Annotated in this window: 21 protein-coding genes; 16 read left to right on the forward strand and 5 right to left on the reverse strand. The window is 74.5% G+C overall.

All coding sequences use genetic code 11. The features are described 5' to 3' along the window. From FQ330_RS10315 to FQ330_RS10325, 3 genes are all read left to right on the forward strand, one after another. Nucleotides 1–1,182: a DUF58 domain-containing protein gene (locus FQ330_RS10315; RefSeq protein ID WP_146357311.1), complete on the forward strand. Its 1,182-nt coding sequence runs from the start codon at nt 1–3 to the stop codon at nt 1,180–1,182. After that, entirely contained in the window at nt 1,179–3,329 is a 2,151-nt protein-coding gene (locus FQ330_RS10320) for a transglutaminase domain-containing protein (protein WP_146357313.1), read from the forward strand. The genes FQ330_RS10315 and FQ330_RS10320 overlap by 4 nt, the downstream gene beginning before the upstream one ends. A 63-nt stretch (nt 3,330–3,392) precedes the next feature. Next, nucleotides 3,393–6,074: an FtsK/SpoIIIE domain-containing protein gene (locus FQ330_RS10325; RefSeq protein WP_146357315.1), complete on the forward strand. Its 2,682-nt coding sequence runs from the start codon at nt 3,393–3,395 to the stop codon at nt 6,072–6,074. Here the strand turns inward: FQ330_RS10325 and ald are convergent. Together ald and FQ330_RS10335 are read right to left on the reverse strand one after the other, a co-directional pair. Beyond that, complete coding sequence (ald, locus tag FQ330_RS10330) at nt 6,041–7,153, reverse strand: alanine dehydrogenase (protein WP_146357317.1); 1,113 nt, start codon at nt 7,151–7,153, stop codon at nt 6,041–6,043. The two genes, FQ330_RS10325 and ald, sit on opposite strands and share 34 nt — an antisense overlap. Continuing rightward, nucleotides 7,153–8,484, reverse strand: a complete 1,332-nt coding sequence (locus tag FQ330_RS10335) for an aminotransferase class III-fold pyridoxal phosphate-dependent enzyme (RefSeq protein ID WP_146357319.1) — start codon at nt 8,482–8,484, stop codon at nt 7,153–7,155. Before FQ330_RS10335 ends, ald begins: the two co-directional genes overlap by 1 nt. Before the next feature lie 40 nt (nt 8,485–8,524). Here FQ330_RS10335 and FQ330_RS10340 point away from each other — a divergent pair, with 40 nt between their 5' ends. The 3 genes from FQ330_RS10340 to FQ330_RS10350 are packed head-to-tail and all read left to right on the forward strand — an operon-like array spanning nt 8,525 to nt 10,604. Further along, nucleotides 8,525–9,037, forward strand: coding sequence for an OsmC family protein (locus FQ330_RS10340; protein WP_146357321.1), 513 nt, complete (start codon nt 8,525–8,527; stop codon nt 9,035–9,037). After that, a complete protein-coding gene (gene dxr, locus FQ330_RS10345) occupies nt 9,037–10,143 on the forward strand; it encodes a 1-deoxy-D-xylulose-5-phosphate reductoisomerase (protein ID WP_146357323.1) in 1,107 nt (368 codons plus the stop codon). Before FQ330_RS10340 ends, dxr begins: the two co-directional genes overlap by 1 nt. After that, on the forward strand, nt 10,140–10,604 hold the full coding sequence (locus tag FQ330_RS10350) for a GNAT family N-acetyltransferase (protein WP_146357325.1): 465 nt from the start codon (nt 10,140–10,142) through the stop codon (nt 10,602–10,604). The genes dxr and FQ330_RS10350 overlap by 4 nt, the downstream gene beginning before the upstream one ends. Nucleotides 10,605–10,655: 51 nt before the next feature. Here FQ330_RS10350 and FQ330_RS10355 read toward each other — a convergent pair whose 3' ends face one another. Next, nucleotides 10,656–11,255, reverse strand: coding sequence for a hypothetical protein (locus FQ330_RS10355; protein WP_146357327.1), 600 nt, complete (start codon nt 11,253–11,255; stop codon nt 10,656–10,658). A gap of 46 nt (nt 11,256–11,301) precedes the next feature. On the opposite strand from FQ330_RS10355, the gene FQ330_RS10360 reads away from it, so the two are divergent. Then, nucleotides 11,302–12,630, forward strand: coding sequence for a M50 family metallopeptidase (locus FQ330_RS10360; protein ID WP_146357329.1), 1,329 nt, complete (start codon nt 11,302–11,304; stop codon nt 12,628–12,630). 9 nt (nt 12,631–12,639) lie between these two features. On the opposite strand, the gene FQ330_RS10365 is transcribed toward FQ330_RS10360, so the two are convergent. Beyond that, nucleotides 12,640–13,236: a ribonuclease H family protein gene (locus tag FQ330_RS10365; RefSeq protein WP_146357331.1), complete on the reverse strand. Its 597-nt coding sequence runs from the start codon at nt 13,234–13,236 to the stop codon at nt 12,640–12,642. A gap of 60 nt (nt 13,237–13,296) precedes the next feature. Between FQ330_RS10365 and ispG the strand changes: the two genes are divergently transcribed. From ispG to FQ330_RS10410, 9 genes are read left to right on the forward strand one after another with little or no spacing between them, the layout of a single operon-like run. After that, entirely contained in the window at nt 13,297–14,439 is a 1,143-nt protein-coding gene (gene ispG, locus FQ330_RS10370; protein ID WP_128190358.1) for a flavodoxin-dependent (E)-4-hydroxy-3-methylbut-2-enyl-diphosphate synthase, read from the forward strand. A 1-nt stretch (nt 14,440) separates the two neighbouring features. Beyond that, nucleotides 14,441–15,697, forward strand: coding sequence for an MFS transporter (locus FQ330_RS10375; protein ID WP_146357333.1), 1,257 nt, complete (start codon nt 14,441–14,443; stop codon nt 15,695–15,697). An 11-nt stretch (nt 15,698–15,708) separates the two neighbouring features. Then, nucleotides 15,709–16,716: an AAA family ATPase gene (locus tag FQ330_RS10380; RefSeq protein WP_146357335.1), complete on the forward strand. Its 1,008-nt coding sequence runs from the start codon at nt 15,709–15,711 to the stop codon at nt 16,714–16,716. A gap of 9 nt (nt 16,717–16,725) precedes the next feature. Beyond that, complete coding sequence (locus tag FQ330_RS10385) at nt 16,726–17,613, forward strand: DUF58 domain-containing protein (protein ID WP_146357337.1); 888 nt, start codon at nt 16,726–16,728, stop codon at nt 17,611–17,613. Further along, nucleotides 17,600–18,097 carry a hypothetical protein gene (locus tag FQ330_RS10390; RefSeq protein ID WP_146357339.1) on the forward strand — a complete coding sequence of 166 codons (498 nt, stop codon included), beginning with the start codon at nt 17,600–17,602 and terminating at the stop codon, nt 18,095–18,097. Before FQ330_RS10385 ends, FQ330_RS10390 begins: the two co-directional genes overlap by 14 nt. Then, nucleotides 18,088–19,077, forward strand: a complete 990-nt coding sequence (locus FQ330_RS10395; protein ID WP_146357341.1) for a vWA domain-containing protein — start codon at nt 18,088–18,090, stop codon at nt 19,075–19,077. Before FQ330_RS10390 ends, FQ330_RS10395 begins: the two co-directional genes overlap by 10 nt. Beyond that, on the forward strand, nt 19,074–20,060 hold the full coding sequence (locus FQ330_RS10400) for a VWA domain-containing protein (protein WP_146357343.1): 987 nt from the start codon (nt 19,074–19,076) through the stop codon (nt 20,058–20,060). Before FQ330_RS10395 ends, FQ330_RS10400 begins: the two co-directional genes overlap by 4 nt. Next, nucleotides 20,057–20,824 carry a hypothetical protein gene (locus tag FQ330_RS13595; RefSeq protein WP_146357345.1) on the forward strand — a complete coding sequence of 256 codons (768 nt, stop codon included), beginning with the start codon at nt 20,057–20,059 and terminating at the stop codon, nt 20,822–20,824. The genes FQ330_RS10400 and FQ330_RS13595 overlap by 4 nt, the downstream gene beginning before the upstream one ends. Nucleotides 20,825–20,852: 28 nt before the next feature. After that, entirely contained in the window at nt 20,853–22,616 is a 1,764-nt protein-coding gene (locus FQ330_RS10410) for a proline--tRNA ligase (protein WP_146357347.1), read from the forward strand. Between the two features lie 4 nt (nt 22,617–22,620). Here the strand turns inward: FQ330_RS10410 and FQ330_RS10415 are convergent, their stop codons facing one another. Further along, on the reverse strand, nt 22,621–24,102 hold the full coding sequence (locus FQ330_RS10415; protein WP_146357349.1) for an alanine/glycine:cation symporter family protein: 1,482 nt from the start codon (nt 24,100–24,102) through the stop codon (nt 22,621–22,623). Between the last annotated feature and the right edge of the window lie 9 nt (nt 24,103–24,111).

Below are 24,111 nucleotides of genomic sequence, written 5' to 3' on the forward strand. Positions count from 1 at the left end.
GTGCGCTGGCTCGACGCCGCCACGCGAGCGATCACCCCGTGGGGGTGGGCGCTGCTGGCGACCGTCGCGATGGGCGCCGTGCTCGCGCGCTCGCTCGGCTGGACGGAGGCGCTCGTCGCCGCCGTCGCGGCCGCCGTGCTCGTGCTCGGCGCCATCCCGTGGATCGTCGGCGAGCGCTGGGCGCGCGCCCGCATCGGGCTGAGCGCCGAGCGCGTGCCGGTCGGCGCCGAGGCGCTCGCGCTCGTCGAGGTGTCCCGCCCCACCCGCGCGGCGACGCCGCGGCAGGTCGACCTCGACATCGGCGACGAGGAGGCGGTGCTCGAGATCCCGCCGCTCGAGGTCGGCGGCCGGGTGCTGCGCAGCGTGCCGCTCGACACGAGCCGGCGAGGGCTGCGCTCCATCGGTCCCGCGACGATCATGCGCACCGACCCCTTCGGCGTGCTCGAGCGCCGGCACCGGCTGACCGACACGCGCACCCTCGTCGTGCACCCGCGCGTCGTGCGGCTGCCGGGCGGCGCGGGCGGCATCGTGCGCGACCTCGACGGCGAGGCGGCTGCGGAGCGCACCGCCGACGACGTCTCCTTCCACAGCCTGCGCGAGTACGCGCCGGGCGACGACCGGCGGCTCGTGCACTGGCGCTCGAGCGCCCGCCACGGGGCGCTGCTCGTGCGGCAGTTCGAGCCGTCGCGCCGCGCCGACACCCTGATCGTGCTCTCCACCGACCCCGCCGAGTACGACGGCGACGACTTCGAGCTCGCACTGTCGCTCGTGGGCACGCTCGGCCTCGCGGCGATGGCCGACCGGCGCGCGCTCCGCGTCGTCGAGAGCCCGCGCACCGAGCGCGGGCCGGCGCAGCCGGTCGACTCGGCCACCCGCGAGCGCCTGCTCGACGCGCTCGCGGTGCTCGAGCCGCGCAGCGGCCACGGCATCGCCCAGGCGGCGCGCGCCTCGCGCGGCGCCGCGGCCGGCAGCGTCGCGTGGCTCATCACCGGCTCCACCGTGCCGCCGCGCACGCTCCGCACCGCGGCGAACGGCATGCCCGCGGGCGTCGTCTCGGTCGTCGTGCGCGCCGCGGTCGGCGCGCTGCCGTCGCGCTCGCGGCTCGGCGACGCCGACGTGGTCACGGTCGGCGCGATCGAGGACCTCTCGCGCGGCATGGGCTCGGCGGGCGGCACCCGATGATCGCGCGCGCCCCGAGCGTCGGGCTGCTGCTGCTCGCCATGGTCGCCGCGTGCCTGCCGATGTGGTGGATCTTCGGCACCCTGCAGCTCGTCGTGGCGCTCTCGGTCGCGCTGCTCGTCGGCACCGCCATCGCCTGGCTCGGCGCCGTGCGCCGCTGGAGCTCGCTGTCGATGCTGCTCACCGGGCTCGGCGCGCTCGCGCTGCTCGCCGTGCCGCTCACCGCCCCGCAGCGCATCGCGCGCGGCGAGTGGGCGCCGGCGCTGCTCGACGCGGGGGCGGCCGTCGTGCTCTCCTGGCGACGGCTGCTGACCATCGGGCTGCCCGTCGGCACCGACGACGCGCTGCTCATGGCGCCGGTGATCCTCGTGCTCTTCGGCGCGATCATCGGCGTCGCGATCGCGCTGCGCTCGCCGCGCGCCGAGGTGGCGGTGCTCGTGCCATCGGTGATCGCGACCTGGAGCATCCTCTGGGGGCCCCGCGACCTGCCGCTGCCCTGGCTCTCGGCGCTCGTGACGCTCACGCCGCTCATCGCGTACGTCACGGTCGTGCGCCAGGCCCGTCGGCGCAGCCGGGCACCCCGGGCGCTCTCCTCCCTCGCGCGCCGCGTCGGGGCCGGCGCCGTCGTCGCCATGCTCGCGGCCGGGGCGGCGGGCGCGGCCGGGGCGGTCGCCGACCTGCCGGAGCGCATCGTGCTGCGCGGCGACAGCCCCACGTCGGTGACGCTCGACGGCGCCTCGCCGATGGCCGCCTACCGCGGCTTCTGGGAGGCCGACGCGCGCGACGCCGGGCAGCTCACCGCCACCGGGCTCGAGCCCGGCGACCGCATCCGCCTCGCCGTGCTCGACGGCTACGACGGCGAGGTGCTGGGCGTCGCGCGCGCCGAGTTCGAGCGCGTCGCGAGCGCCGAGGAGGGCGAGGGGCGCCTGGTCGGCGTCACGGTCGGGGGGCTCTCGAGCCAGTGGCTGCCGGTCGTGGGCACGCCGTCGGCGATCCGCTTCGTCGGCGAGCGCTCCGACGTGCTCGCCGCCGGCCTGCACCGCGACGAGGCGCTCGACGCGCTGCTGGTCGAGCCCGGCATCCGGTCGGGGGACGGCTACCAGCTGCTCGTGCAGCCGGGACCGGCGGTCGTCGGCGCTGAGTCGCTCGCGGCGCTCGAGCCCGCCGACCCGGTCCAGGGCGTGCCGGCGCTGCCCGACGACATGCTCGCCGCGCTCGCGGCGTGGACGGGCGACGCCGCCGCGCCGGGCGCGCGCCTCCAGGCGATGGTCGAGGGCCTGCGGGCCGACGGCTACGTGAGCCATGGCGTCCTCGAGGAGGAGGCTCCGTCGCGCCCCGGGCACTCGCTCGAGCGGCTCGACCGGCTCTTCGACGAGACGATGATCGGCGACGCCGAGCAGTACGCGACCGCCGCGATGCTGCTGGCGCGCCAGCTCGGCTTCGACTCGCGCGTCGTGCTCGGCTTCACGCCCGAGATCGTGCCCGGCCAGCCGACGACCGCCGTCGGGTCGGACGCGGATGCGTGGATCGAGGTGCGCACGGAGGCCGGCTGGGTGGGCGTCGACGTCGTGCCCGAGGAGCGACCGATCCCCGAGCAGGATCAGGGCGCGCCCGCCGTGGTGGAGGAGCCGCCCGCGCAGCAGGCGCCCGCCCCGGCGCCGGGCGGGCAGGAGCAGGGCGCGGATCCGGCTGCGCCGAGCGCGCCGGAGGACACCGGAGCGGGCCTGTCGCGACTGCTCGAGACGCTCGCGGCGATCGCGGCGGTGCTCGGCATGCTCGCGCTCATCGCCGCGCTGCCGGTCGGCCTCATCGTCGCGAAGATCGTGCGCCGCCGTCGGCGACGGCGTGCGGAGGAGCCGCGCGACCGCGCGGAGGGCGCGTGGGCCGAGGTCGTCGACGGGCTGCGCGACCGCGGAGAGCTCGCCGAGACCGAGGGCACGCGCGTCGAGCAGGCGGGGGCGGACCCCCGCATGCGCGAGCTCGCGCACCGGGTCGACCGCGCCGTGTTCGCCGCGCAGCCGCCGACCGAGCCCGAGATCGACGCGGCCTGGTCGCTGAGCGCCGCGGTGCTCGCCGCGCGCGACGAGGGCGGCAGGCGGCTGCGGCCGCTGCTCGCCCGGCTGAACCCCGCCTCGCTCGTGCGCCGGTAGCGCTCTCCACAGGCGCGGGCACGCGCCGTGCGTCCCCGGGTGGACGCGGCGCATCCTGCCGCCATGGAGACCCGCATCGACCTGCCGAGGCCGCCCGTCGACCCCGAGCCCGCCTCGTTCCCGGTGCTCGCGAGCCTCGCGCCGGTGCTCGGCGCCGGGGCGATGTGGCTGCTGCTGCAGACGCCCACGGTGCTGGTGTTCGCGCTGCTCGGCCCCGTGATCGCGCTCGCCTCGCTCGGCGACGGGCGGCGGGTGCGGCGACGGCGCCAGCGCCGGGAGGCGGCGAGGTGGCGCGCCGAGATCGCCGACGCCCAGGCCCGCGTCGACGCGGCGCTCGACGCGCGGCGGCGCGAGCTCCGCTCCGCGAGCCCCGGCCCGCGCGCGGTCGCGGCGAGGCCGCCGCACGACCCGCACCGCTGGCGTCGGTCCGCGGATGCGCCGGTGCCCGTCGTGCTCGGCACGGGACCGCTGCCGAGCGGCATCGTCGTCGACGGCGCCGTGCCCGCCGCCGACCCCGCGGTGCGCCGCCTCGGCGCGGCCGAGCAAGCGGCGCGGCTGCGGTCGGCGGCCGCAGTCGTCGACGGACCCGTCGTCGCCGACGCCCGCGACGGGCTCGGGTTCGTCGGCCCGCTGCCGGTCGCGACCGCGCTCGCGCGGTCGGCGCTCGTGCAGGCGCTCGATGCGGTGCCGCCGGACGCCGCGGAGGTGATCGCGCCCGACGACATCGCGTGGGACTGGCTCGACGGCGTCCCGCACCGGCTGCACCGCGAGCCCGGCACCGCTGTGCGCATCGTGGGCGACGGCGTCGAGGTGACGATCGCCGTCGCGCCGGACGCGTCCCTCCTGCCGCGCGAGTGCCGCACGGTCGTGCGCGCCGCGCTCGACGTGGCGCGCACGGGGGAGCGATCGTGCGCGCCGGCCGCGATCACGGCGCTCGAGGCGGCGCAGGCGGTCGAGACCCTCGCGAGCGCCGCCGAGCACGCGGGGCTGAGGCGCTCCGGCGGGCTGCCGTCGCGCGTCGAGCTCGACGCGCTGCCGGTCGCGGCGGGCGGGCTCGCCGCGACGTTCCTCGCCGCCGAGGCCCCCATGGAGCTCGACCTCGTGCGCGACGGCCCGCACGCGGTGGTCGGCGGCACGACGGGCTCCGGCAAGAGCGAGCTGCTCATCGCCTGGGTCGCCGCGATGGCGGCGGGGCGCTCGACCGAGGAGGTCTCGTTCCTGCTGGTCGACTTCAAGGGCGGCGCCTCCTTCGCGCCGCTCGAGGGGCTCGCGCACTGCGTCGGGGTCATGACCGACCTCGACGACGGCGGTGCGCGGCGCGCGATCGAGAGCCTCCGCGCGGAGCTGCGCCGGCGCGAGCGGCTGCTCGCGGGCCAGGGGGCGCGCTCGATCGACGAGGCGGTCGGCGTGCCGCGCCTCGTGATCGTCGTCGACGAGTTCGCGGCGATGCTGCAGGAGCTGCCCGACCTGCACCGGCTGTTCGTCGACCTCGCCGCCCGCGGCCGCTCGCTCGGCGTGCACCTCGTGCTCTGCACGCAGCGGCCGGCCGAGGCGGTGCGCGACGCGCTGCTCGCCAACTGCGGCATCCGCATCTCGCTGCGGGTCACCGACGAGCACGACGCCGTCGCCGTCACCGGCAGCGCCGAGCCGGCCGCCATCCCGCTCGACGCGCGCGGACGCTGCATCGTCCGCGTCGCGGGCGGCGAGACCCGCGCGGCGCAAGCGGCGATCGCGAGCCCCGCCCACCTCGAGCGGCTCGTCGCCGCGTCGGCGGGCCTGCCGCGCCCCGCGAGGCCCTGGTGCGAGCCGCTGCCGGCGCGGCTGCCGCTCGCCGACGTCGATGCCGAGGACGGGGCGAGCCCAGGCGCGGGCGGCGCGGTGCGGCTCGGGCTCGTCGACCGGCCGGCCGAGCAGCGCGTCGCACCCGTGCGGTGGCGACCGGCGCTCGACGGGCCGCTGCTCGCCGTCGGCGGCGCCGCGAGCGGCCGCTCCACGCTCGCCGAGCTCGTCGCGGCGCAGCTCGGCACCGCCGTCGTCGACCGCGAGGATGCGCTGTGGGACGCGCTCCAGGAGCCCGGCCCGCTCGTCGTCGACGACCTCGACCTGCAGCTCGCGCGGCTCGGGGAGGAGCAGCAGGCGGTCGTCGTGCAGCTGCTGCAGCGGCGCATGCGCGAGGGAGTGCCGGTCGCGCTCACCGCCCGCCGCGTCTCGAGCGCGATGGCGCAGGTCGCGCCGCTCGCCGAGCTGCGCATCCTGCTGCGCATCGCGAGCCGTCAGGAGCACATCGTCGCCGGCGGCACCGGCCAGCTCCACGACGCCTCGCTGCCGCCCGGCGCCGGCTGGCTGCACGACGAGCGCGTGCAGCTCGCGCTGCCCGAGGCGCCGGTGCCGCGCCGTCGGCCGCGCTCGGTGCCGCTGCGCTCCGAGCGCGTCGCGGTGGTGCTGGGCGCGGGCGCCGACGTGCCGGCCGCGCTCGCGCGGGCGGCGGCGAGGCCGGGGGCGGATGCGTCGGCCGACGTCGTGCTCGGCACGGTCGGGGAGTGGGAGGCGGCCTGGGGCGAGCTCGACCGGCTGCGCGCCGAGCGCCCCGTGGTCGTCCTCGGTGTCGACGAGCGCCAGCTGCGGCAGGTGCTGCGGCACGCGCCCGCGCCGCCGCCGATGCGCACGGCGCCCGCCTGGGTGCTCGAGGGCGGTCGCTTCGAGCGGCTCCGCTACGCCAGCAGCGAGGCGACCGGTGCGGCGTGAGCGCCGAGCGCCGAGGCGACGCCCTCGTGAGCGACGCGGCCACCGGCCGTGTTCAGTCCCGCCGCCAGGCCCGCATCCGCTCGCAGCGCCTCGCGCCAGCCGAGGTCGGCGATCCGCACGGTGGCGTGCAGCGTGGCGTTCGTGAGCGCCTCGGTCGACGTGCGCGGCACGGCGCCGGGCAGGTTCGCGACGCACGCGAAGACCGTCCCGTGCACCCGGAAGCTCGGCTGCCGGTGCGTCGTCGGGCGGGAGTCGGCGAAGCACCCGCCCTGGTCGATCGCGATGTCGACGAGCACGGAGCCCGGCCGCATGCGCGCGACGAGCTCGGTGGAGACGAGCTTCGGCGCCCGCGCGCCGGGGATGAGCACCGAGCCGATCACGAGGTCGGCGTCGGCGACCGCCTGGTCGACGGTGACGCGGTTGGAGTGCAGCGTCTGCACGCGGCCGCCGTAGAGGGCGTCGAACTGCCGCAGCCGCGGCAGCGAGACGTCGAGCACGGTGACGCGCGCGCCGAGGCCGACGGCCATCTCGACCGCCGCCGTGCCCGCGACGCCGCCGCCGAGCACGACGGTGTGGCCGGCGCGCGTGCCCGGCACGCCGCCGAGCAGCAGCCCTGCGCCGCCGGCGGGCGCCGTCAGCAGCGAGGCGCCCTGCGTCACCGACAGGCGGCCGGCGACCTCGCTCATGGGCGCGAGCATTGGCAGCGACCCGTCGGGCGCCCGCACCGTCTCGTAGGCGATCGCGGTCGTGCCGCGCTCGAGCAGCGCCTGCGCGAGCTCCGGCGCCGCGGCGAGGTGCAGGTAGGCGAAGAGCGTCAGGTCGTCGCGCAGCAGGCCCAGCTCGTGCTCGACCGGCTCCTTGACCTTGAGCACCAGCTCGGCCGACCACGCCTCCTCGGGCGTCGCGACGATCCGCGCGCCGGCAGCCTCGTAGGCCTCGTCGGGGATGCCGCTGCCGGCGCCCGCGCCCGTCTCGACCAGCACCTCGTGGCCGTGCGCCACGAGCTCCGTGGCACCGGTCGCGGTGAGCGCGACCCGCGCCTCGTCGGTCTTGATCTCGCGCGGGACGCCGACGAGCATCAGGCCGTCTTCGACGAGGCCATCGCGCGGTCGATCACCTCGACGGCCTCGCGCAGCTGGTCGTCGGTGATCGCGAGGCTCGGCAGGAACCGCAGCACGTTGTAGTCCGTGCCCGCGGTGAGCACGAGCACGCCGTCGAGGCCCGCCGCCTGCGAGATCGGCGCGGCGGGGATCGGCGCGCCCGACTCGGGGTCGATGAGCTCGACCGCGAGCATCGCGCCGCGGCCGCGCACCTCGATGATCTCGGGGTGGCGCTCGGCCAGCTCGTCGAGCAGGGGCCGCAGCACGCGCTCGATGCGCTGCGCCTCGCCGTTCAGGTCGTTCGCCTCGATCTGCTCGAAGACCGCGACGGCGGCGGCGCACGAGACGGGGTTGCCGCCGAACGTGCCGCCGATGCCGCCGGTGTGCACGGAGTCCATGATCTCGGCGCGGCCGGTGACGCCCGCGAGCGGCATGCCGCCGGCGATGCCCTTCGCCGAGAGCACCATGTCGGGCACCCAGCCGAAGTGCTCGGAGGCGAACGTCGCGCCCGTGCGGCAGATGCCGGACTGCACCTCGTCGGCGATCATGACGACGCCGTTGGCCGTGCACCACTCCTGCATCGCCGGCAGGTAGCCGTCGGCGGGCACGATGAAGCCGCCCTCGCCCTGGATCGGCTCGATGACGAGGCAGGCGAGGTCGCTCACGCCCACGTGCTTCTCGAGGTAGTACTGGGTGCGCTCGGCCGCCTCGGCGCCGTCGAGGCCGTCGTGGAGCGGGTAGGAGCCCGGCGCGTGGAAGATGTCGGAGGCGAGCGGGCCCATGCCGGTGGCGTAGGGCGCGGGCTTGAAGTTCATCGTCATCGTCAGGTTCGTGCGGCCGTGGTAGCCGTGCTCGACGACGGCGACCGCGCGGCGGCCCGTGAACTTGCGCGCGATCTTGACGCCGTTCTCGACGGCCTCGGAGCCGGAGTTGACGAAGAACGACTTCTTGTCGTGGTCGCCGGGTGTGTGGGCGGCGAGGTACTCGGCGACGCGCACGTACGGCTCGTAGGGGGTCGTGCCGAACAGCGAGTGCGTGAGCTTGCCGACCTGGTCGCGCACGGCCGCGACGACCGCGTCGTTCGTGTGGCCGACGGTCGTGACGCCGATGCCGCAGCCGAGGTCGATGAAGCGGTTGCCGTCGACGTCGGTGATGATCGCGTCATGCGCCTCCGCGATGAACACGGGCAGCTGGTGCGGGATGCCCTGGGGGACGGCGGCGGCCTTGCGCTCGAGGAGCGCGCGGCTGTTCGGGCCGGGGATCTCGGTGACGACGGAGCGGGACGGCGCGGAAACGGCGGTGTCGGTCATGTGCCCGATCCTACGCCGCCGCGCGGCCTACGCTGGGGCCATGCCCATGCGCCACGCCTACGCCGTCGATGTCGAGTGGACCGGTGCCGGTGCCGAGGGCACCAGCACCCACCGCTCCTACACCCGCGACCACGTGGTGCGGGTCGACGGCCTGCCCGACATCCTCGGCTCGGCCGACCCGACCTTCCGCGGCGACCGCGGCCGCCACAACCCCGAGCAGCTGCTGCTCGCGGCGCTCGCGCAGTGCCACATGCTCAGCTACCTCCACCAGGCGGCGAGCCGCGGCATCGTCGTCACCGCGTACCGCGACGCGGCGACGGGCGAGATGGAGACCGCCGGCACCGGCGGCCGCTTCACGCGCGCGGTGCTGCACCCGGTGGTGACCATCGCGGATGCGGGCCGGGCGGCGGACGCGCTCGACGCGCACCTGCAGGCCGGCCGCGACTGCTTCATCGCCGCATCCGTCGCCTTCCCCGTGCTCCACGAGCCGACCATCGTCGTCGACGGCGAGATCGTCGCCCGGCACTCCGCTGCAACGGGCGGGGAGCGCTGATGGCCGAGCGCGCGCCGATCGGCGAGCGCCGCCGCATCCTGCTGCTCGGGTCGACCGGCTCGATCGGCACGCAGACGCTCGACGTCGTGCGCGCGAACCCGCGCCGGTTCGAGGTCGTCGGCCTCGTCGCGGGCAGCGACCGCGCGGGCCTCGAGGCCCAGCAGGCCGAGTTCGGCGGCGAGGCGGCGCTCGGCGCCGACGCGGCCGTGACGATGATCGAGTCGGTCGAGTGCGACGTCGTCGTCAACGGCATCACCGGCTCCGTCGGCCTCGCGCCGACCCTCGCCGCCCTCGACGCCGGCCGCACGCTCGCGCTCGCCAACAAGGAGTCGCTCATCGCCGGCGGCGACCTCGTGATGTCGCGCGCGGCGCCCGGGCAGATCGTGCCGGTCGACTCCGAGCACTCCGCGATCGCGCAGTGCCTGCGCGCCGGCGACCACGGCGAGGTGCGCCGGCTCGTGCTCACCGCGTCGGGCGGCCCGTTCCGGGGCTGGAGCCGCGAGCGCATGGCGGCCGTGAACCCCGCGGATGCGCTGGCCCACCCGACGTGGGACATGGGCCCGATGGTCACGACGAACTCGGCGACGCTCGTGAACAAGGGGCTCGAGGTCATCGAGGCGCACTTGCTGTTCGACGTGCCCTTCGATCGCATCGACGTGACGGTGCACCCGCAGTCGATCGTGCACTCGATGGTCGAGTTCGTCGACGGCTCGACGATCGCGCAGGCCTCGCCGCCCGACATGCGGCTGCCGATCTCGCTCGGCCTCGACTGGCCGCACCGCGTCGAGGGCGTCGGCGCGCCGCTCGACTGGACGCGCGCGTCGACGTGGACGTTCGAGCCGCTCGACGAGGATGCGTTCCCGTCGGTCGCGCTCGCGAAGCGCGTCGGGCGGGCCGGCTCGACGTTCCCGGCCGTCTTCAACGCCGCGAACGAGCAGGCGGTGCAGGCCTTCCACCTCGGCGAGATCGGCTTCCTCGACATCCTGCCGGCGGTCGAGCGCGTGCTCGAGCAGCACGAGCCGGGCGAGCTGACGGTCGAGCACGTGCTGCAGGCCGAGCGCTGGGCGCGCCGCGCCGCCGACGAGATCTGCGGCGTCGGCCGGTGACGGTCGAGGTCCGACGAGCGACGGCGGCGGATGCGTCGAGGCTCGCGGCGTCGGAGCCTCCCGGCGCCGCTGTGGCCGCGTCGCACCTGCGCCGGCAGGAGGCGGGCGAGGTGCTCTTCCTCGTCGCGCTCGAGGTCGGCGAGCCGCTCGGCTCTGGCGTGCTCGTGCTCGGCGACGTGCCCGAGCTGCGCCACCTCTTCGTCGACGAGGTCGCGCGCGGCCGTGGCATCGGCGCCTCGCTCATCGGCGCTGCCGAGCGGGAGGCGGCGGCGATGGGGGCGACGCTCGTCGAGCTCGGCGTGGGCGTCGACAACCCGAGAGCGGCCGCGCTCTACCGCCGCCTGGGCTACGTCGAGACGGGAGAGCGCTCGACGACGACGTACGAGTACGTCGACCGCGATGGCGTGCGCCGCACCGCGACGGAGACGGACGTGCACATGCGGAAGCGACTGCGAGGCTGACGCGGCGCACGGGGCGGGCGTCAGCCCGAGCGGTCGAGCACGGGGCGGGCGTCAGCCCGAGCGGTCGAGCACGACGCGCACGTCGGCGGCGTCGATCGCCGCGATGACCTCGCCGGCGTCGTCCCACCAGCGCGCGTAGTGGTCGGGGTCGCGGTTGATCTGCACCGCGTGCGCGACGCGCGTCGGCGCCATCGCGTCGCGGCCCTCGAGCTCGGCGAGCGCCCGGTAGAAGAGCACGGCCGAGCCGTACGCATCCATGCGCACCTCGTAGGGCCCCCAGCCGTCGCGCTGCTGGAAGAGGCCGCGCGAGTCGGGCCCCGCCTCGTCACCGCGATCGAGCACGCGCAGGCTCGACTCGCCCATCGCCGTCATGACCGCGAGCTGCACGTCGCGCTCCGACATGCCGAGGTCGCGCCCGGCCTGCATCACGATCGCGGCGTTCGCGAGCTGCTGGCCGCTCCAGCCGGCGACCGCGGCCGGCAGCCTGCCCTCGACGGTCGCGCTCTGCTGCGCGGGGTCGGGCGCGGGGCGCGCGACGATCCACGCGAGCAGCACCACGAGCAGCAGCCCGATGGCGCCCAGCACGATGCCGCGGCCGTCGGAGGACGACCGGGGGACGCGCTCGGCGACGCGTGCAGGGCCAGCTGCCATGCGCGTCAGCGTAGGCACATCGGCTATGGGGCTAGCCTGAGCGGCGATGGAAGCCGTCCTCCTCTACATCCTGGGCGTGCTCGTCGTCGTGGTCGGCCTCGCCGTCTCGATCGGCCTGCACGAGCTGGGCCACCTGTGGCCCGCGAAGGCCTTCGGCGTGCGCGTCGGCCAGTGGATGATCGGCTTCGGCCCGACCCTGGTCTCCTTCCGCCGCGGTGAGACCGAGTACGGCGTGAAGGCCATCCCGCTCGGCGGCTACATCTCGATGTCGGGCATGTTCCCGCCGCTCAAGGCCGGCGGGGAGTCGAGGGATGCGTCGACGGGCTTCTTCGACACGCTCGTGCAGGATGCGCGGGCCACGAGCGCCGACTCCATCCACGAGGGCGAGGAGGGCAGGGCGTTCTGGCGCCTCGCCACCTGGAAGCGCATCGTGATCATGCTCGGCGGGCCGCTCATGAACCTGCTGCTCGCGATCGTGCTCTACGGCGTCGTGCTGAGCGGCTTCGGCATCGCGGTGCCGTCGACGACCGTCTCGACCGTCTCGGAGTGCGTGATCCCGGCGTCGGAGGAGCGGCAGGAGTGCGAGGCCGCCGATCCGCTCGCGCCCGCGGCCGAGGCGGGCATGCTCCCGGGCGACACGATCGTCAGCATCGGCGGCGAGCCGGTCGCCGGGTGGGAGGACGTGCAGTCCGCGATCCGCGAGCTCGCGGGCCGCGAGACGGCCTTCGTCGTCGAGCGCGACGGCGCCGAGCGGACGCTCCAGGTGACGCCGCTCGCGACCGAGCGCTACGTCTTCGACGACCGCGGCGAGCAGGTCGAGGTCGACGGGGAGCCCGTGACCGAGACGGTCGGGTTCGTGGGCGTCGGTCCGCAGTACGTCGTCGAGCAGCAGCCGCTCGGCGCGGTGCTGCCGGCGGTGGGCGACAACGTCGTGCGGGTGGGCGAGCTGATCCTCAACCTGCCCCAGCGGCTCGTCGACGTGGCCGAGGCGGCCTTCGGGCCGGGGGAGCGCGACCCGAACGGGCCCATGTCGGTCGTCGGCGTCGGCCGCATGGCGGGCGAGATCGCGGCGCTCGACCAGGTGCCGGTGCTCGAGCGCATGAGCGCGATGCTGCAGCTGCTCGCGAGCCTCAACGTGGCGCTGTTCGTCTTCAACCTCATCCCGCTCATGCCGCTCGACGGCGGGCACATCCTGGGCGCGATCATCGACGCGGTGCGGCGCGGGTGGGCGAAGGTGCGCGGCACCGTCGCGCAGCCGCTCGACACCGCGAAGTGGGTGCCGGTGACGCTCGTCGTCACGGGCGTGCTCGGCGTGATGAGCGCGCTGCTCATCTACGCCGACATCGTGAAGCCCATCAGCCTCTTCGGCGGGTAGGGCCGCGGCTCAGCCGTCGCGCCAGCGCGCTGACTCGTCGCCGAGCAGGTCGAGGCCGTCGAAGAGGTCGGGGGCGGGCGCCGCCGCGGGAGGCGCGGATGCGGCCGGTGCCGCCGACGGCGCGGCGCGCGTCACGCCGCCGAACCCGGGCCCCGCATCCGGCACCAGGCCGCGCTGGTAGGCCGCGGCCGCGCCGTTCGCGAGCCGGTCGGCGGCCTCGTTGAGCGGGTGGCCCGCGTGGCCGCGCACCCACTCGAAGCGCACCACGCCGCCCGCGGCCCTCCGCGCAGCCATCAGCCGGTCGAGCTCCTCGAGCAGCTCGCGGTTCATCACCGGCTTGCCGTCGGCCTTCCGCCAGCCCTTGCGCTTCCAGCCCGCCATCCACTTCGTCACCGAGTTGATGACGTACTGGCTGTCGCAGAGGATGAGCAGCTCGTCGACGCCCGCGCTCTGGCGCAGCAGGTCGACGACCGCGGCGAGCTCGCCGATGTTGTTCGTGCCCTGCGGCTGCCCGCCCGCGGCCCAGCGCGCCTCGTCGACGTACCAGCCCCAGCCGGTGGGGCCCGGGTTGCCGAGGGAGGAGCCGTCTGCTGCTGCGGTGATCACCCATCGAGTGTGCCAGCCGATCGCGGCGGTCCTGACAGGAGCGGAGCGTAGGCTTGCACCATGGCAGCCATCAACCTCGGGAGCCCCGCCCCGCTCACGCTCGCGCCGCGTCGCAAGACCCGGCAGATCAAGGTGGGGAAGGTGCTCGTCGGGGGCGACGCGCCCGTGTCGGTGCAGTCGATGACGACGACCAAGACCACCGACATCAACGCGACGCTGCAGCAGATCGCCGAGCTCACCGCCACCGGCTGCGACATCGTGCGCGTCGCCGTGCCGAGCCAGGACGACGCGGATGTGCTGCACATCATCGCGAAGAAGAGCCAGATCCCGGTCATCGCCGACATCCACTTCCAGCCGAAGTACGTGTACCAGGCGATCGACGCCGGCTGCGCGGCCGTGCGCGTCAACCCCGGCAACATCCGCAAGTTCGACGACCAGGTGGGCGAGATCGCCAAGCGCGCGAAGGCCGCGGGCGTCAGCCTCCGCATCGGCGTGAACGCGGGCAGCCTCGACCCGCGCCTGCTCGAGAAGTACGGCAAGGCGACGCCCGAGGCGCTCGTCGAGTCGGCGGTCTGGGAGGCGAGCCTGTTCGAGGAGCACGACTTCCACGACTTCAAGATCTCGGTCAAGCACAACGACCCGGTCGTGATGGTGAAGGCGTACCGCATGCTCTCCGAGCGCGGCGACTGGCCGCTGCACCTCGGCGTGACCGAGGCCGGCCCCGCCTTCCAGGGCACGATCAAGTCGGCGACCGCCTTCGGCATCCTGCTCTCCGAGGGCATCGGCGACACCATCCGCGTCTCGCTCTCGGCGCCGCCCGCCGAGGAGGTCAAGGTGGGCCTGCAGATCCTGCAGTCGCTCAACCTGCGCGAGCGCAAGCTCGAGATCGTCTCCTGCCCGTCGTGCGGCCGCGCCCAGGTCGACGTCTACACGCTCGCCGACGACGTCACCGAGGGCCTGAAGGACGTGCAGGTGCCCCTGCGCGTCGCGGTCATGGGATGCGTCGTGAACGGCCCGGGCGAGGCGCGCGAGGCCGACCTCGGTGTCGCCTCGGGCAACGGCAAGGGCCAGATCTTCATCAAGGGCGAGGTCGTGAAGACCGTGCCGGAGTCGGAGATCGTCGCGACCCTCATCGAGGAGGCGCGCAAGCTCGCCGACGAGCAGGGCCTGCCCGCGGGCGAGGCCGAAGTCATCACCGTCTGACGTGACGGCCGCGCCCGAGGAGCAGCCGGCGGCGCACCCGGCGCAGCGCCGCACGCTCACCGTGCTGTCGATCGCGCAGGCGCTCGGCGGCCTCTCGAACGGCGTCGCGCTCGGCGTGGGCTCGCTGCTCGTCGCCCAGGTGACCGGGCGGGAGGAGCTCGCGGGCCTCGCCGCGACCCTGCTCACGCTCGGCGGTGCTGCGCTCGCGGTGCCGCTCGCGAAGCTCGCGCAGCGGCGCGGCCGCCGCGTCTCGCTCACGACCGGCGCGCTGCTCGCGCTCGCGGGCGCCGTGACGCTCGCCGTCGGCGGCGCGCTCGACGCGCCGTGGCTCGTGCTGCCGGGCTTCTTCGTGCTCGGCGGCGCGATGGCGGTCAACCTGCAGTCGCGCTTCGCCGCCACCGACCTGTCGACGCCCCAGCGGCGCGGCCGCGACCTCGCGCTCGTCGTCTGGATGACGACGATCGGCGTGATCGTCGGCCCCAACCTCATCGGGCCGGGCGATGCGCTCGGCGTCTCGCTGGGCCTCCCGAGCCTCGTCGGGGCGTACGTCATCTCGGCCGCCGCGATGGCGGTCACGGCGGCGGTGCTGTGGTCGTCGCTGCGGCCCGACCCGCTGCTGGAGAGCCGCATGGGCGTGCCCGTCGAGGCCGAGGCTCCGCGCCTGCGCCTCGCGGCGCATCCGCGCGCCCTCGCCGCCGTCCTCGCGGTCGCCGCGGCGCACGCGACCATGGTGGGCGTCATGGCGCTCACGCCGGTGCACCTCGACCACGCCGGCCAGGCGCTCGGCGTGATCGGCTTCACGATGAGCGCCCACACCGCCGGCATGTACGCCCTCTCGCCCGTCTTCGGATGGCTCACCGATCGCGTCGGGGCGCGGGCGACCGTGCTCGCGGGCGCGGGCATCCTGCTGCTGTCGGTGCTCGCCAACCTGCTGCTGCCCGTCGCGCTCGCGCCCGTCGGGCTCGCGCTGCTCGGCCTCGGCTGGAGCGCCTCGACCGTCGCCGGCTCGACGCTCGTCGCCGCCGCCGTCGAGCCGCGCCTGCGGCCCGCGCTCCAGGGGCGCAGCGACCTCGTGATGGGGCTCTCGGGCGCCGCCGCCGGCGCCGCCGCCGGCCCGCTGCTGGGCCTCGCGGGCTACGGCGGGCTCAACCTCGCGATGCTCCCGGTGATCGCGACGGTCGCCGTCGCGGCGGTGCTCGCCACCCGCTCAGCACGAGCAGATAGCGTGACCGGGGCGACAGCCCCCACGACCGACTGAAGGAGCGCCGCGTGTCCAATGCAGTCCCCGGCAGGGACCCGATCACGCCCGAGGAGCTCGAGCGCGCCAAGGCCATCGTGCGGTCGATCGAGCAGTCGTTCCAGTCGACCGTCGTCGGCCAGCACCAGCTGCTGCGCTCCCTGCTCGTCGCGCTCCTGACTGGCGGCCACGTGCTCATGGAGTCGGTGCCGGGCCTCGCGAAGACGACCGCGGCCGCGACCCTCGCGCGCTCGGTCTCGGCCTCCTTCCACCGCATCCAGTGCACGCCCGACCTGCTGCCGAGCGACATCGTCGGCACGCAGATCTACGACCAGCACTCGGGGGACTTCCGCACGCAGCTCGGCCCCGTGCACGCGAACTTCGTGCTGCTCGACGAGATCAACCGCTCGAGCGCGAAGACGCAGTCGGCGATGCTCGAGGCGATGCAGGAGCGGCAGACGTCGATCGGCGGCGAGACGCACGCGCTGCCGGAGCCGTTCCTCGTGCTCGCGACCCAGAACCCCATCGAGCAGGAGGGCACGTACACCCTGCCCGAGGCGCAGCTCGACCGCTTCCTGCTCAAGGAGGTGCTCACCTACCCGTCGCCGACGGAGGAGGCCGAGATCGTGCGTCGCGCCGAGACCGGCGTGTTCGAGCGCGGCCACGACGGGCCGGTCGCCTCGCTCGACGACGTGCGGTTCCTGCAGTCGCTCGTGAAGCGCGTCTACGTCGACCAGGCGATCACGAACTACGTCGTGCAGCTCATGTACGTCACGCGGCACGCCGAGGAGTACATCGGGGCGCAGCTCGCGGGCTACATCGAGTACGGGGCGAGCCCACGCGGCTCGCTGTCGTTCTCGATGGCGTCGCGCGCGCTCGCGCTCGTGCAGGGCCGCGACTGGGTGATCCCGGAGGACGTCAAGGACCTTCGCCACGCCGTGCTGCGCCACCGCCTCATCCTCGGCTACGAGGCCGAGGCCGACGGGGTCGCGAGCGAGCAGATCATCGACGCCGTCTTCGGCGCCGTGCGCACGCCGTAGGAGCGGTCGATGGAGCGACGTCTGCGCAAGGTGAAGACCACCATGTCGATCCACGCGCACCGCCGCACCCTCGAGCTGCTCGACGGCGAGTACGCCTCGATCCACCACGGCCGCAGCCACGACTTCGACGACCTGCGCGAGTACCAGCCGGGCGACGAGGTCAAGGACATCGACTGGAAGGCGACGGCGCGCAGCCACGTGCCGCTCATCAAGCGCTACATCGCGTCGCGCCAGCACACGCTGCTGCTGGTGGTCGACTCCGGCCGCAATATGGCCGCGACCGCCGAGTCGGGGGAGTCGAAGCGCGAGATCGCCATCCTCGTCGCCGGCGTGCTCGGCTACCTCGCGACCCGGCATGGCGACCGCGTCGGGCTGCTCATGGGCGATGCGTCGCGCACCGAGAGCATGCAGGAGGGCGGCTCGGAGGCGCACCTGGAGCGCATGCTCCGCCGCGTCGACGACGCGATCGGCCTCGACGGCCCGCACTCGCACCTCGAGGTCGTGCTCGAGCACGCCGTGCGGCGCATGCGCCGGCGCTCGCTCATCGTCGTCGTCGCCGACGACCTCGCGTACACGCACGACCTCGACGTGCACCTCGGCAGGCTGCACGCCCGCCACGAGGTGCTGTGGGTGTCGATCGGCGACGCCGACCTCATGGCGCGCGCCGGCGACCACCGCGACCTCGTCGGCGTCGACTCCGGCGTCGGGCTGCCGCCGTTCCTCCGCCGCGACCGGGGGCTCCGGCGCGCGTTCGACGAGCAGACCGCGCTCCGCCGCGAGCGCCTCGAGGCGGGCCTGCGCTCGCTCGGCATCGCGTCGGTGCGCGTCGGCTCCTCGGCGTCGGCGATCGGGAGCCTCTTCCGCCTGCTCGAGAGGCACCGCCGTGCGCGCCGCTGACGCGCAGGCGCTCGCGCTGCTGCCGGCGCCCGACACGTACGGCCCCTTCGGCTACGGGCCGTGGTGGGTGCTCGGCGGCGTGCTGCTGCTGCTCGTGCTCGCCGCCTACGCCTTCGCCTGGCTCTGGACCCGGCCGCGCGGCCTGCTCGAGCCGCCGCCGCCCCCGCCGGTGCCGATCGACGTGCGGAGCGTCAAGGAGAAGTACCTGGGCCTCATCGACGAGGTGGCCAAGGAGCACGCCGACGGCGAGCTCGACCCGCGGGCGCTCGCGCAGCGGCTCAGCCTCGTGCTGCGGTTCTTCGCCCACGAGTCGACGGGCGTCGTGGCCGAGGTCATGACGCTGCGCGACCTGCGCTCGGCCGATCTGCCGACCGTGCAGGGCGCGGTCGAGCAGTACTACCCGTCGTCGTTCCGGCGCGCGGCGAAGCACGACCCCGACGCGGCGATCGCCGCCGCGCGCCAGGTGGTGGCGACGTGGATGTGACGCTGCTGTGGCCGTGGGTGCTGCCGGTCGTGCTCGTGGTCGGCATCGCCCTCGTGGTGGTGGGGCTCGTGCTGCCGCGGCGCCGTCGCGACCGCGGCCTGCCCGTCGCGCACGTCGACCGGATGACGGGGCTCGCGGCCTTCCGCGGCGCGCTCCTGCGCTACCGGCTCTGGATCGCCGGCGCCCTCGTCGCCACGATCGCCGGGCTCGCGGTCGCGGGCACGGTCGCGTCGCGGCCGTCGGGCGTGCACGCGAACCAGGAGGACGACTACAAGCGCGACATCGTGCTGTGCCTCGACGTGTCGGGCTCGATGGTCGACGTCGACGCCGAGATCCTGGGCGTCTACCAGCAGATCGCCGCGGAGCTCGACGGCGAGCGCGTCGGCATGCGCATCTTCGACGCGTCGAGCGTGATGGCGTTCCCGCTCACGAGCGACTACGACTACATCCAGGAGCAGCTGGGCCGCTACGTGCGGGCGCTGAACGGCACGCTCGGGCCCGACGAGCAGTTCAACTACCTCGCGGGCACCGCGAGCGGGCTCGGGGCGTCGCTCGTCGGCGACGGCCTCGCGTCCTGCGTGCTCGACTTCGCCGACCTGGAGGCGAGCGACCGGCCGCGGTCGATCATCCTCGCCACCGACAACGTCGTGAACGGCCAGCAGATCTACTCGCTGCCGCAGGCCGGCCAGCTCGCGGTCGACAACGAGGTGCGCGTCTACGCGATCAACCCGTTCGACTTCGGCGGCGACCAGTACTCGCAGGAGCTGCGCGAGACGGCCGAGGGCACCGGCGGCGCGTACTTCGCGCTCGACTTCGCGCAGACGGTGCCGCAGATCGTCGACCGGGTGAACGCGATCGAGGCCGGCTACATCGAGACGCCGCCGCAGATCCAGGTCGTCGACCGGCCGGGCGCCCTGCCGCTCGTCGTGCTCGTGCTCGTCGCAGGCGTCTGCCTGATCGCCTGGAGGGTGCGGCTGTGATCACGTTCCACCCGACCCTGCCGGTGCTCGTCGCCGTCGTCGGCGTCGCGCTGCTGGCGCTGTGCGCGTGGCAGCTCGTCGCGGCGCGGGGCAGGCGCATGGCGTGGCTGCGCCGCACGCTGCTCGTGGCGCTCGCGGTCGCGATGGCCTTCCGGCCCGCGCTCCCGGGCGGCGAGGTGCCGACCGCGTCGATCCAGGCGCGCGTGTTCGTGATGGTCGACACGTCGCAGTCGGTCGCCGCCGAGGACTGGGGGAGCGAGCCGCGGCTCGTCGGCATGCAGGAGGACGTCGTCGAGATCGCGCGCTCCTTCGCGGGCGCCGACATCTCGGTGATCTCGTTCGACTCGACCGCGTCCCTGCGCGTGCCGCTCACCGACGACGGCTCGGCGGTGATCGAGATGGTGCGGGCGCTGCGGCCCGAGATCGCGCAGCAGTCGCGCGGCACGTCGGTCGCGGCCGCGCACGACCTGCTGCTCGCCGAGCTCGAGCGCAGCGCCGCCGAGGAGCCCGACTCGCCCGCGATCGTCTTCTACCTCGGCGACGGCGAGCACACCGCCGAGGAGCCGCCGCAGTCGTTCGACGACGTCGCCGGGCTCGTCGACCGCGGCTTCGTGCTCGGCTACGGCACCGAGGAGGGCGGGCGGATGCGCGTGTCGAGCTTCGACCCGACCGACGAGGCGTACCTGCAGGATCCGGCGGGCGGCGACGCGATCAGCCGCATCGACGAGCAGCAGCTGCAGTCGATCGCCGATGAGCTGGGCATCAGCTACCTCCACCGGCAGCCGGGCCTGCCGCTCGCCGACGCGCTCGGCCCCATGGCCGTGCTCGACGGGGAGGCCGACCTCGACCGCACGGAGGAGGCGCGGCTCGAGGTGGCGTGGGTGCTCGCCGTGCCCATCGCGCTGCTGCTCGCCTGGGAGGGGCTCAGCCTCGCCCGCTCGCTGCGCTCGACGCGCGGCATCCTGCGGGAGGAGGCGCGATGAGGCTCCCGGGGATCCGCCGCCGCGTGCTCACCGACCGGCAGCGCCGCACCCTGCGGTGGTGGCTCATGCTCGGGCTCATCCCCGTGGCGCTCGCCGTGCTCGTGCTGTCGACGAAGCTCATCAGCGTCAACGCGCTCTCGCAGACGGCGATCGACCGCTTCGAGGGCCGCGCCTACGGCCAGGCCGCGGAGGCCGCCCGCGGGCTCGAGCTGTGGAACTGGATCGAGCCGTGGAAGGCGCCGTTCGACCTGGGCGTCTCGCTCGTGATGGGCGGCTCGCTCGAGGAGGGCAGGGCCGAGATCGAGGAGTCGCTGCAGCTGCACGGCGAGCCGGAGACGCCCGTCCAGCTGCACGAGCACTGCATCATCGTCGCGTCGCTCGTCACGGCGATCGAGAAGCAGGGCGATGTCGCCCGGGAGGCCGTCGACACGCAGGCCGCGAACGGCTTCTACGGCGAGGCGCTCGCCCTCATCGACGGCCTCCCCGAGGGGTGCCTCGACGAGCCGCGCGAGGGCGAGGCCGACACCCAGGCGCAGTTCGAGGCCGCGCAGCCGCGCATCGAGGAGAAGATCGAGGACGAGTCGTCCGACGAGGGCGACGGCGACGGCGAGGGCGAGGGCGAGGGCGAGCAGGAGCCGCAGACGCCCGAGGAGCAGCTCGAGGAGCAGAACCAGGACGCCCAGACCGAGCAGCAGCAGCAGGACCAGTACGACGAGGGCGGCGAGCAGGAGGGCGGCGGCTCGGGCGTCGAGCGGCCCTGGTGAGCCTCGCGCGCCGCCTAGACTCGCAAGGGTGATCCGCCTCTCCGAGCTCTTCTTCACCACGCTGCGCGAGGACCCGGCCGAAGCCGAGGTCGCGAGCCACCGCCTGCTGCTGCGCGCCGGCTACATCCGCCGCGCGGGTGCCGGGCTGTACTCGTGGCTGCCGCTGGGCCTGCGCGTGCGCCGCAACATCGAGCGCGTCATCCGCGAGGAGATGACGGCCGCGGGCGCCCAGGAGGTGCTGTTCCCGGGGCTGCTGCCGCGCGAGCCGTACGAGCGCACCGGCCGCTGGACGGAGTACGGCGACGGCATCTTCCGCCTCCAGGACCGCAAGGGCGCCGACCACCTGCTCGCGCCGACGCACGAGGAGGTCTTCACGCTGCTCGTGCAGGACCTCGTGTCGAGCTACAAGTCGCTGCCGCTGACGATCTACCAGATCCAGGACAAGTACCGCGACGAGGCGCGGCCGCGCGCGGGGCTCCTGCGCGCGCGCGAGTTCACGATGAAGGACGCCTACTCGTTCGACGTCGACGACGCCGGCCTCGACGCCTCGTACCAGCGCCAGCGCGACGCCTACGAGCGCATCTTCCAGCGGCTCGGGCTCGAGTACGTCATCGTCTCGGCTGACGCGGGCGCCATGGGGGGCTCGAAGTCGGAGGAGTTCCTGCACCCGACGCCCGTGGGCGAGGACACCATCGTGCGCTCGGCGGGCGGCTACGCGGCCAACGTCGAGGCGTTCGAGACCGTCGCCCCCGACCCGCTACCCGTCGAGGGCCTGCCCGCCGCCGTCGTGCACGACACCCCGGAGACGCCCACGATCGAGACGCTCGTCGCCGACGCGAACGCGCGCTTCCCGCGCGAGGACGGCCGCCCGTGGACGGCCGCCGACACGCTGAAGAACGTCGTGCTGCGCCTCACGCACCTCGACGGCTCGAAGGAGCTCGTCGTCGTCGGGCTCCCCGGCGACCGCGAGGTCGACGACAAGCGCGCCGAGGTGGCGTTCCAGCCCGCCGAGGTGACCGCCGCGGACGAGACCGACTTCGCCGCCAACCCGGGCCTCGTGAAGGGCTACATCGGCCCGTGGTCGGCCTCCGGAGCCGTGCTCGGCGAGCAGGGCTCCACGCGCATCCGCTACCTGCTCGACCGTCGCGTCGTCGACGGCACCGCCTGGATCACGGGCGCGAACGAGCCCGGCCGGCACGTGTTCGGCCTCGTCGCGGGCCGCGACTTCGCGGGCGACGGATGGGTCGAGGCGGCCGACGTGCGCGAGGGCGACCCCGCGCCCGACGGCTCCGGCCCCGTCACCCTCGAGCGGGGCATGGAGATCGGCCACGTCTTCCAGCTCGGCCGCAAGTACGCCGAGGCCCTCGGGCTCAAGGTGCTCGACCAGAACGGCAAGCTCGTCACGGTGACGATGGGCTCGTACGGCATCGGCGTGACGCGCAACCTCGCGGCCATCGTCGAGAAGTCTCACGACGAGAAGGGCATCATCTGGCCCCGGGAGATCGCGCCGTTCGACGTGCACGTGGTCGCCACCGGCAAGGACCAGGCCGCGTTCCGGGTCGCCGAGACGGTCGGGGCCGACCTCGAGGCGCGCGGGCTCGAGGTGCTCCTCGACGACCGGCCGAAGGTCTCGCCCGGCGTGAAGTTCGGCGATGCCGAGATCATCGGCGTGCCGCAGATCGTGATCGTCGGCCGCGACGCCGCCGCAGGCCTCGTCGACGTCTGGGACCGCGCGACGGGCGACCGGCAGCAGGTGCGGATCGAGGAGCTCGAGGCGGCGCTCGGCCGCTGACGGGCTAGCGGCGCGGCCGTCGGTCGGCCTCGTCGGCCGGCAGCGCCTCCCACTGGCCGGTGACCGACTCCACGCTCTCCCACACCTCGACGCCCTGCACCTCGGGGAGCATGTCGCGGGTGAAGACGGGGTCCTTGCCGGCCCGTCGCTGCTCGTCGAAGTTCTTGAGCAGCTTGAACGCGACGCCCGAGAGCAGGCCGATCGCGATCAGGTTCACGATGGCCATGACGCCCATGAGCATGTCGGCCGTGCTCCAGATGGTCGCGGTCGCCACGACCGAGCCGCCGAGCACCGCCGCCACCGCGAGCACGCGATAGGCGGTGAGGGCCGCGCGGCGCTCGGTGATGAACTCGATGTTCGACTCGCCGTAGTAGTAGTTGCCGATGATCGACGAGAACGCCAGCAGGAAGACGATCACCGAGAGCGCGACGCCCGCCCACGCGCCCAGCTGGCCGGTCACCGCGTCGAAGGTGAGCGCGATGCCGCCCTCGGCGCCGGTGAGGTCAGGGGTCGAGACGAGGATGATGAAGGCCGTGATCGAGCAGACCAGGAAGGTGTCGAAGTAGACGCCGAGCGTCTGCACGAGCCCCTGCTTGACCGGGTGGGTGACGGCGGCGGAGGCGCCCGCGTTCGGGGCGGAGCCGAGACCCGCCTCGTTCGAGAACATGCCGCGCTTGACGCCCTGCATGATGATCGTGCCGAGCGCGCCGCCCGCGACCTGCTGGAAGCCGAAGGCGCCGGCGTAGATCTCGCCGAGCACCCGCGGCACCTCGGAGATGTTCATCGCGACGATGATGATGCCGAGGATCAGGTACAGCAGCGCCATCGCGGGCACGAGCGACTCGGTCACCTTCGCGATGCGGCGCACGCCGCCGAAGACGATGAGGCCCGTGAGGGCGGCGACGAGGATGCCGACCACCCAGGGGAGCCACTCGGCCTCGGTGCCGATCGTGGACGAGACCGTCGCGACGATCGTGTTGGCCTGCAGCGACGAGAAGGCGAAGGGGAAGCAGATGATGAGGATGACGGCGAAGAGGACGCCCATCCACCGCTTCCCGAGGCCGCGCTGCATGTAGTACGCGGGGCCGCCGCGGAAGCCGTCGGCGTCGCGGTGCTTGTAGAGCTGCGCGAGCGACGACTCGATGAAGGCGGATGCGCCCCCGACGAACGCCATCGTCCACATCCAGAAGACGGCGCCGGGGCCGCCGAACGCGATGGCGGTCGCGACGCCGGCGATGTTGCCGACGCCGACGCGGCTCGCGGCCGAGATCGTGAACGCCTGGAAGGAGGAGACCGACTGCGCGTTGCCGTCGCGGTCCTTCGGCGTCCTGTCGGTCAGCACGCGGAACATCGCCGGGAGCAGCCGCAGCTGCACGACGCCCGAGCGGACGGTGAAGTAGATGCCGAGCACCGCCAGCACGGGGAGGACGATCCACGTCCACCAGAAGTCGCCGGCCGTCACGATCAGTTCGTCGAGTGCTTCCACGGGCGACCA

Source organism: Agrococcus sediminis (assembly GCF_007923295.1).
Classification (GTDB): domain Bacteria; phylum Actinomycetota; class Actinomycetes; order Actinomycetales; family Microbacteriaceae; genus Agrococcus; species Agrococcus sediminis.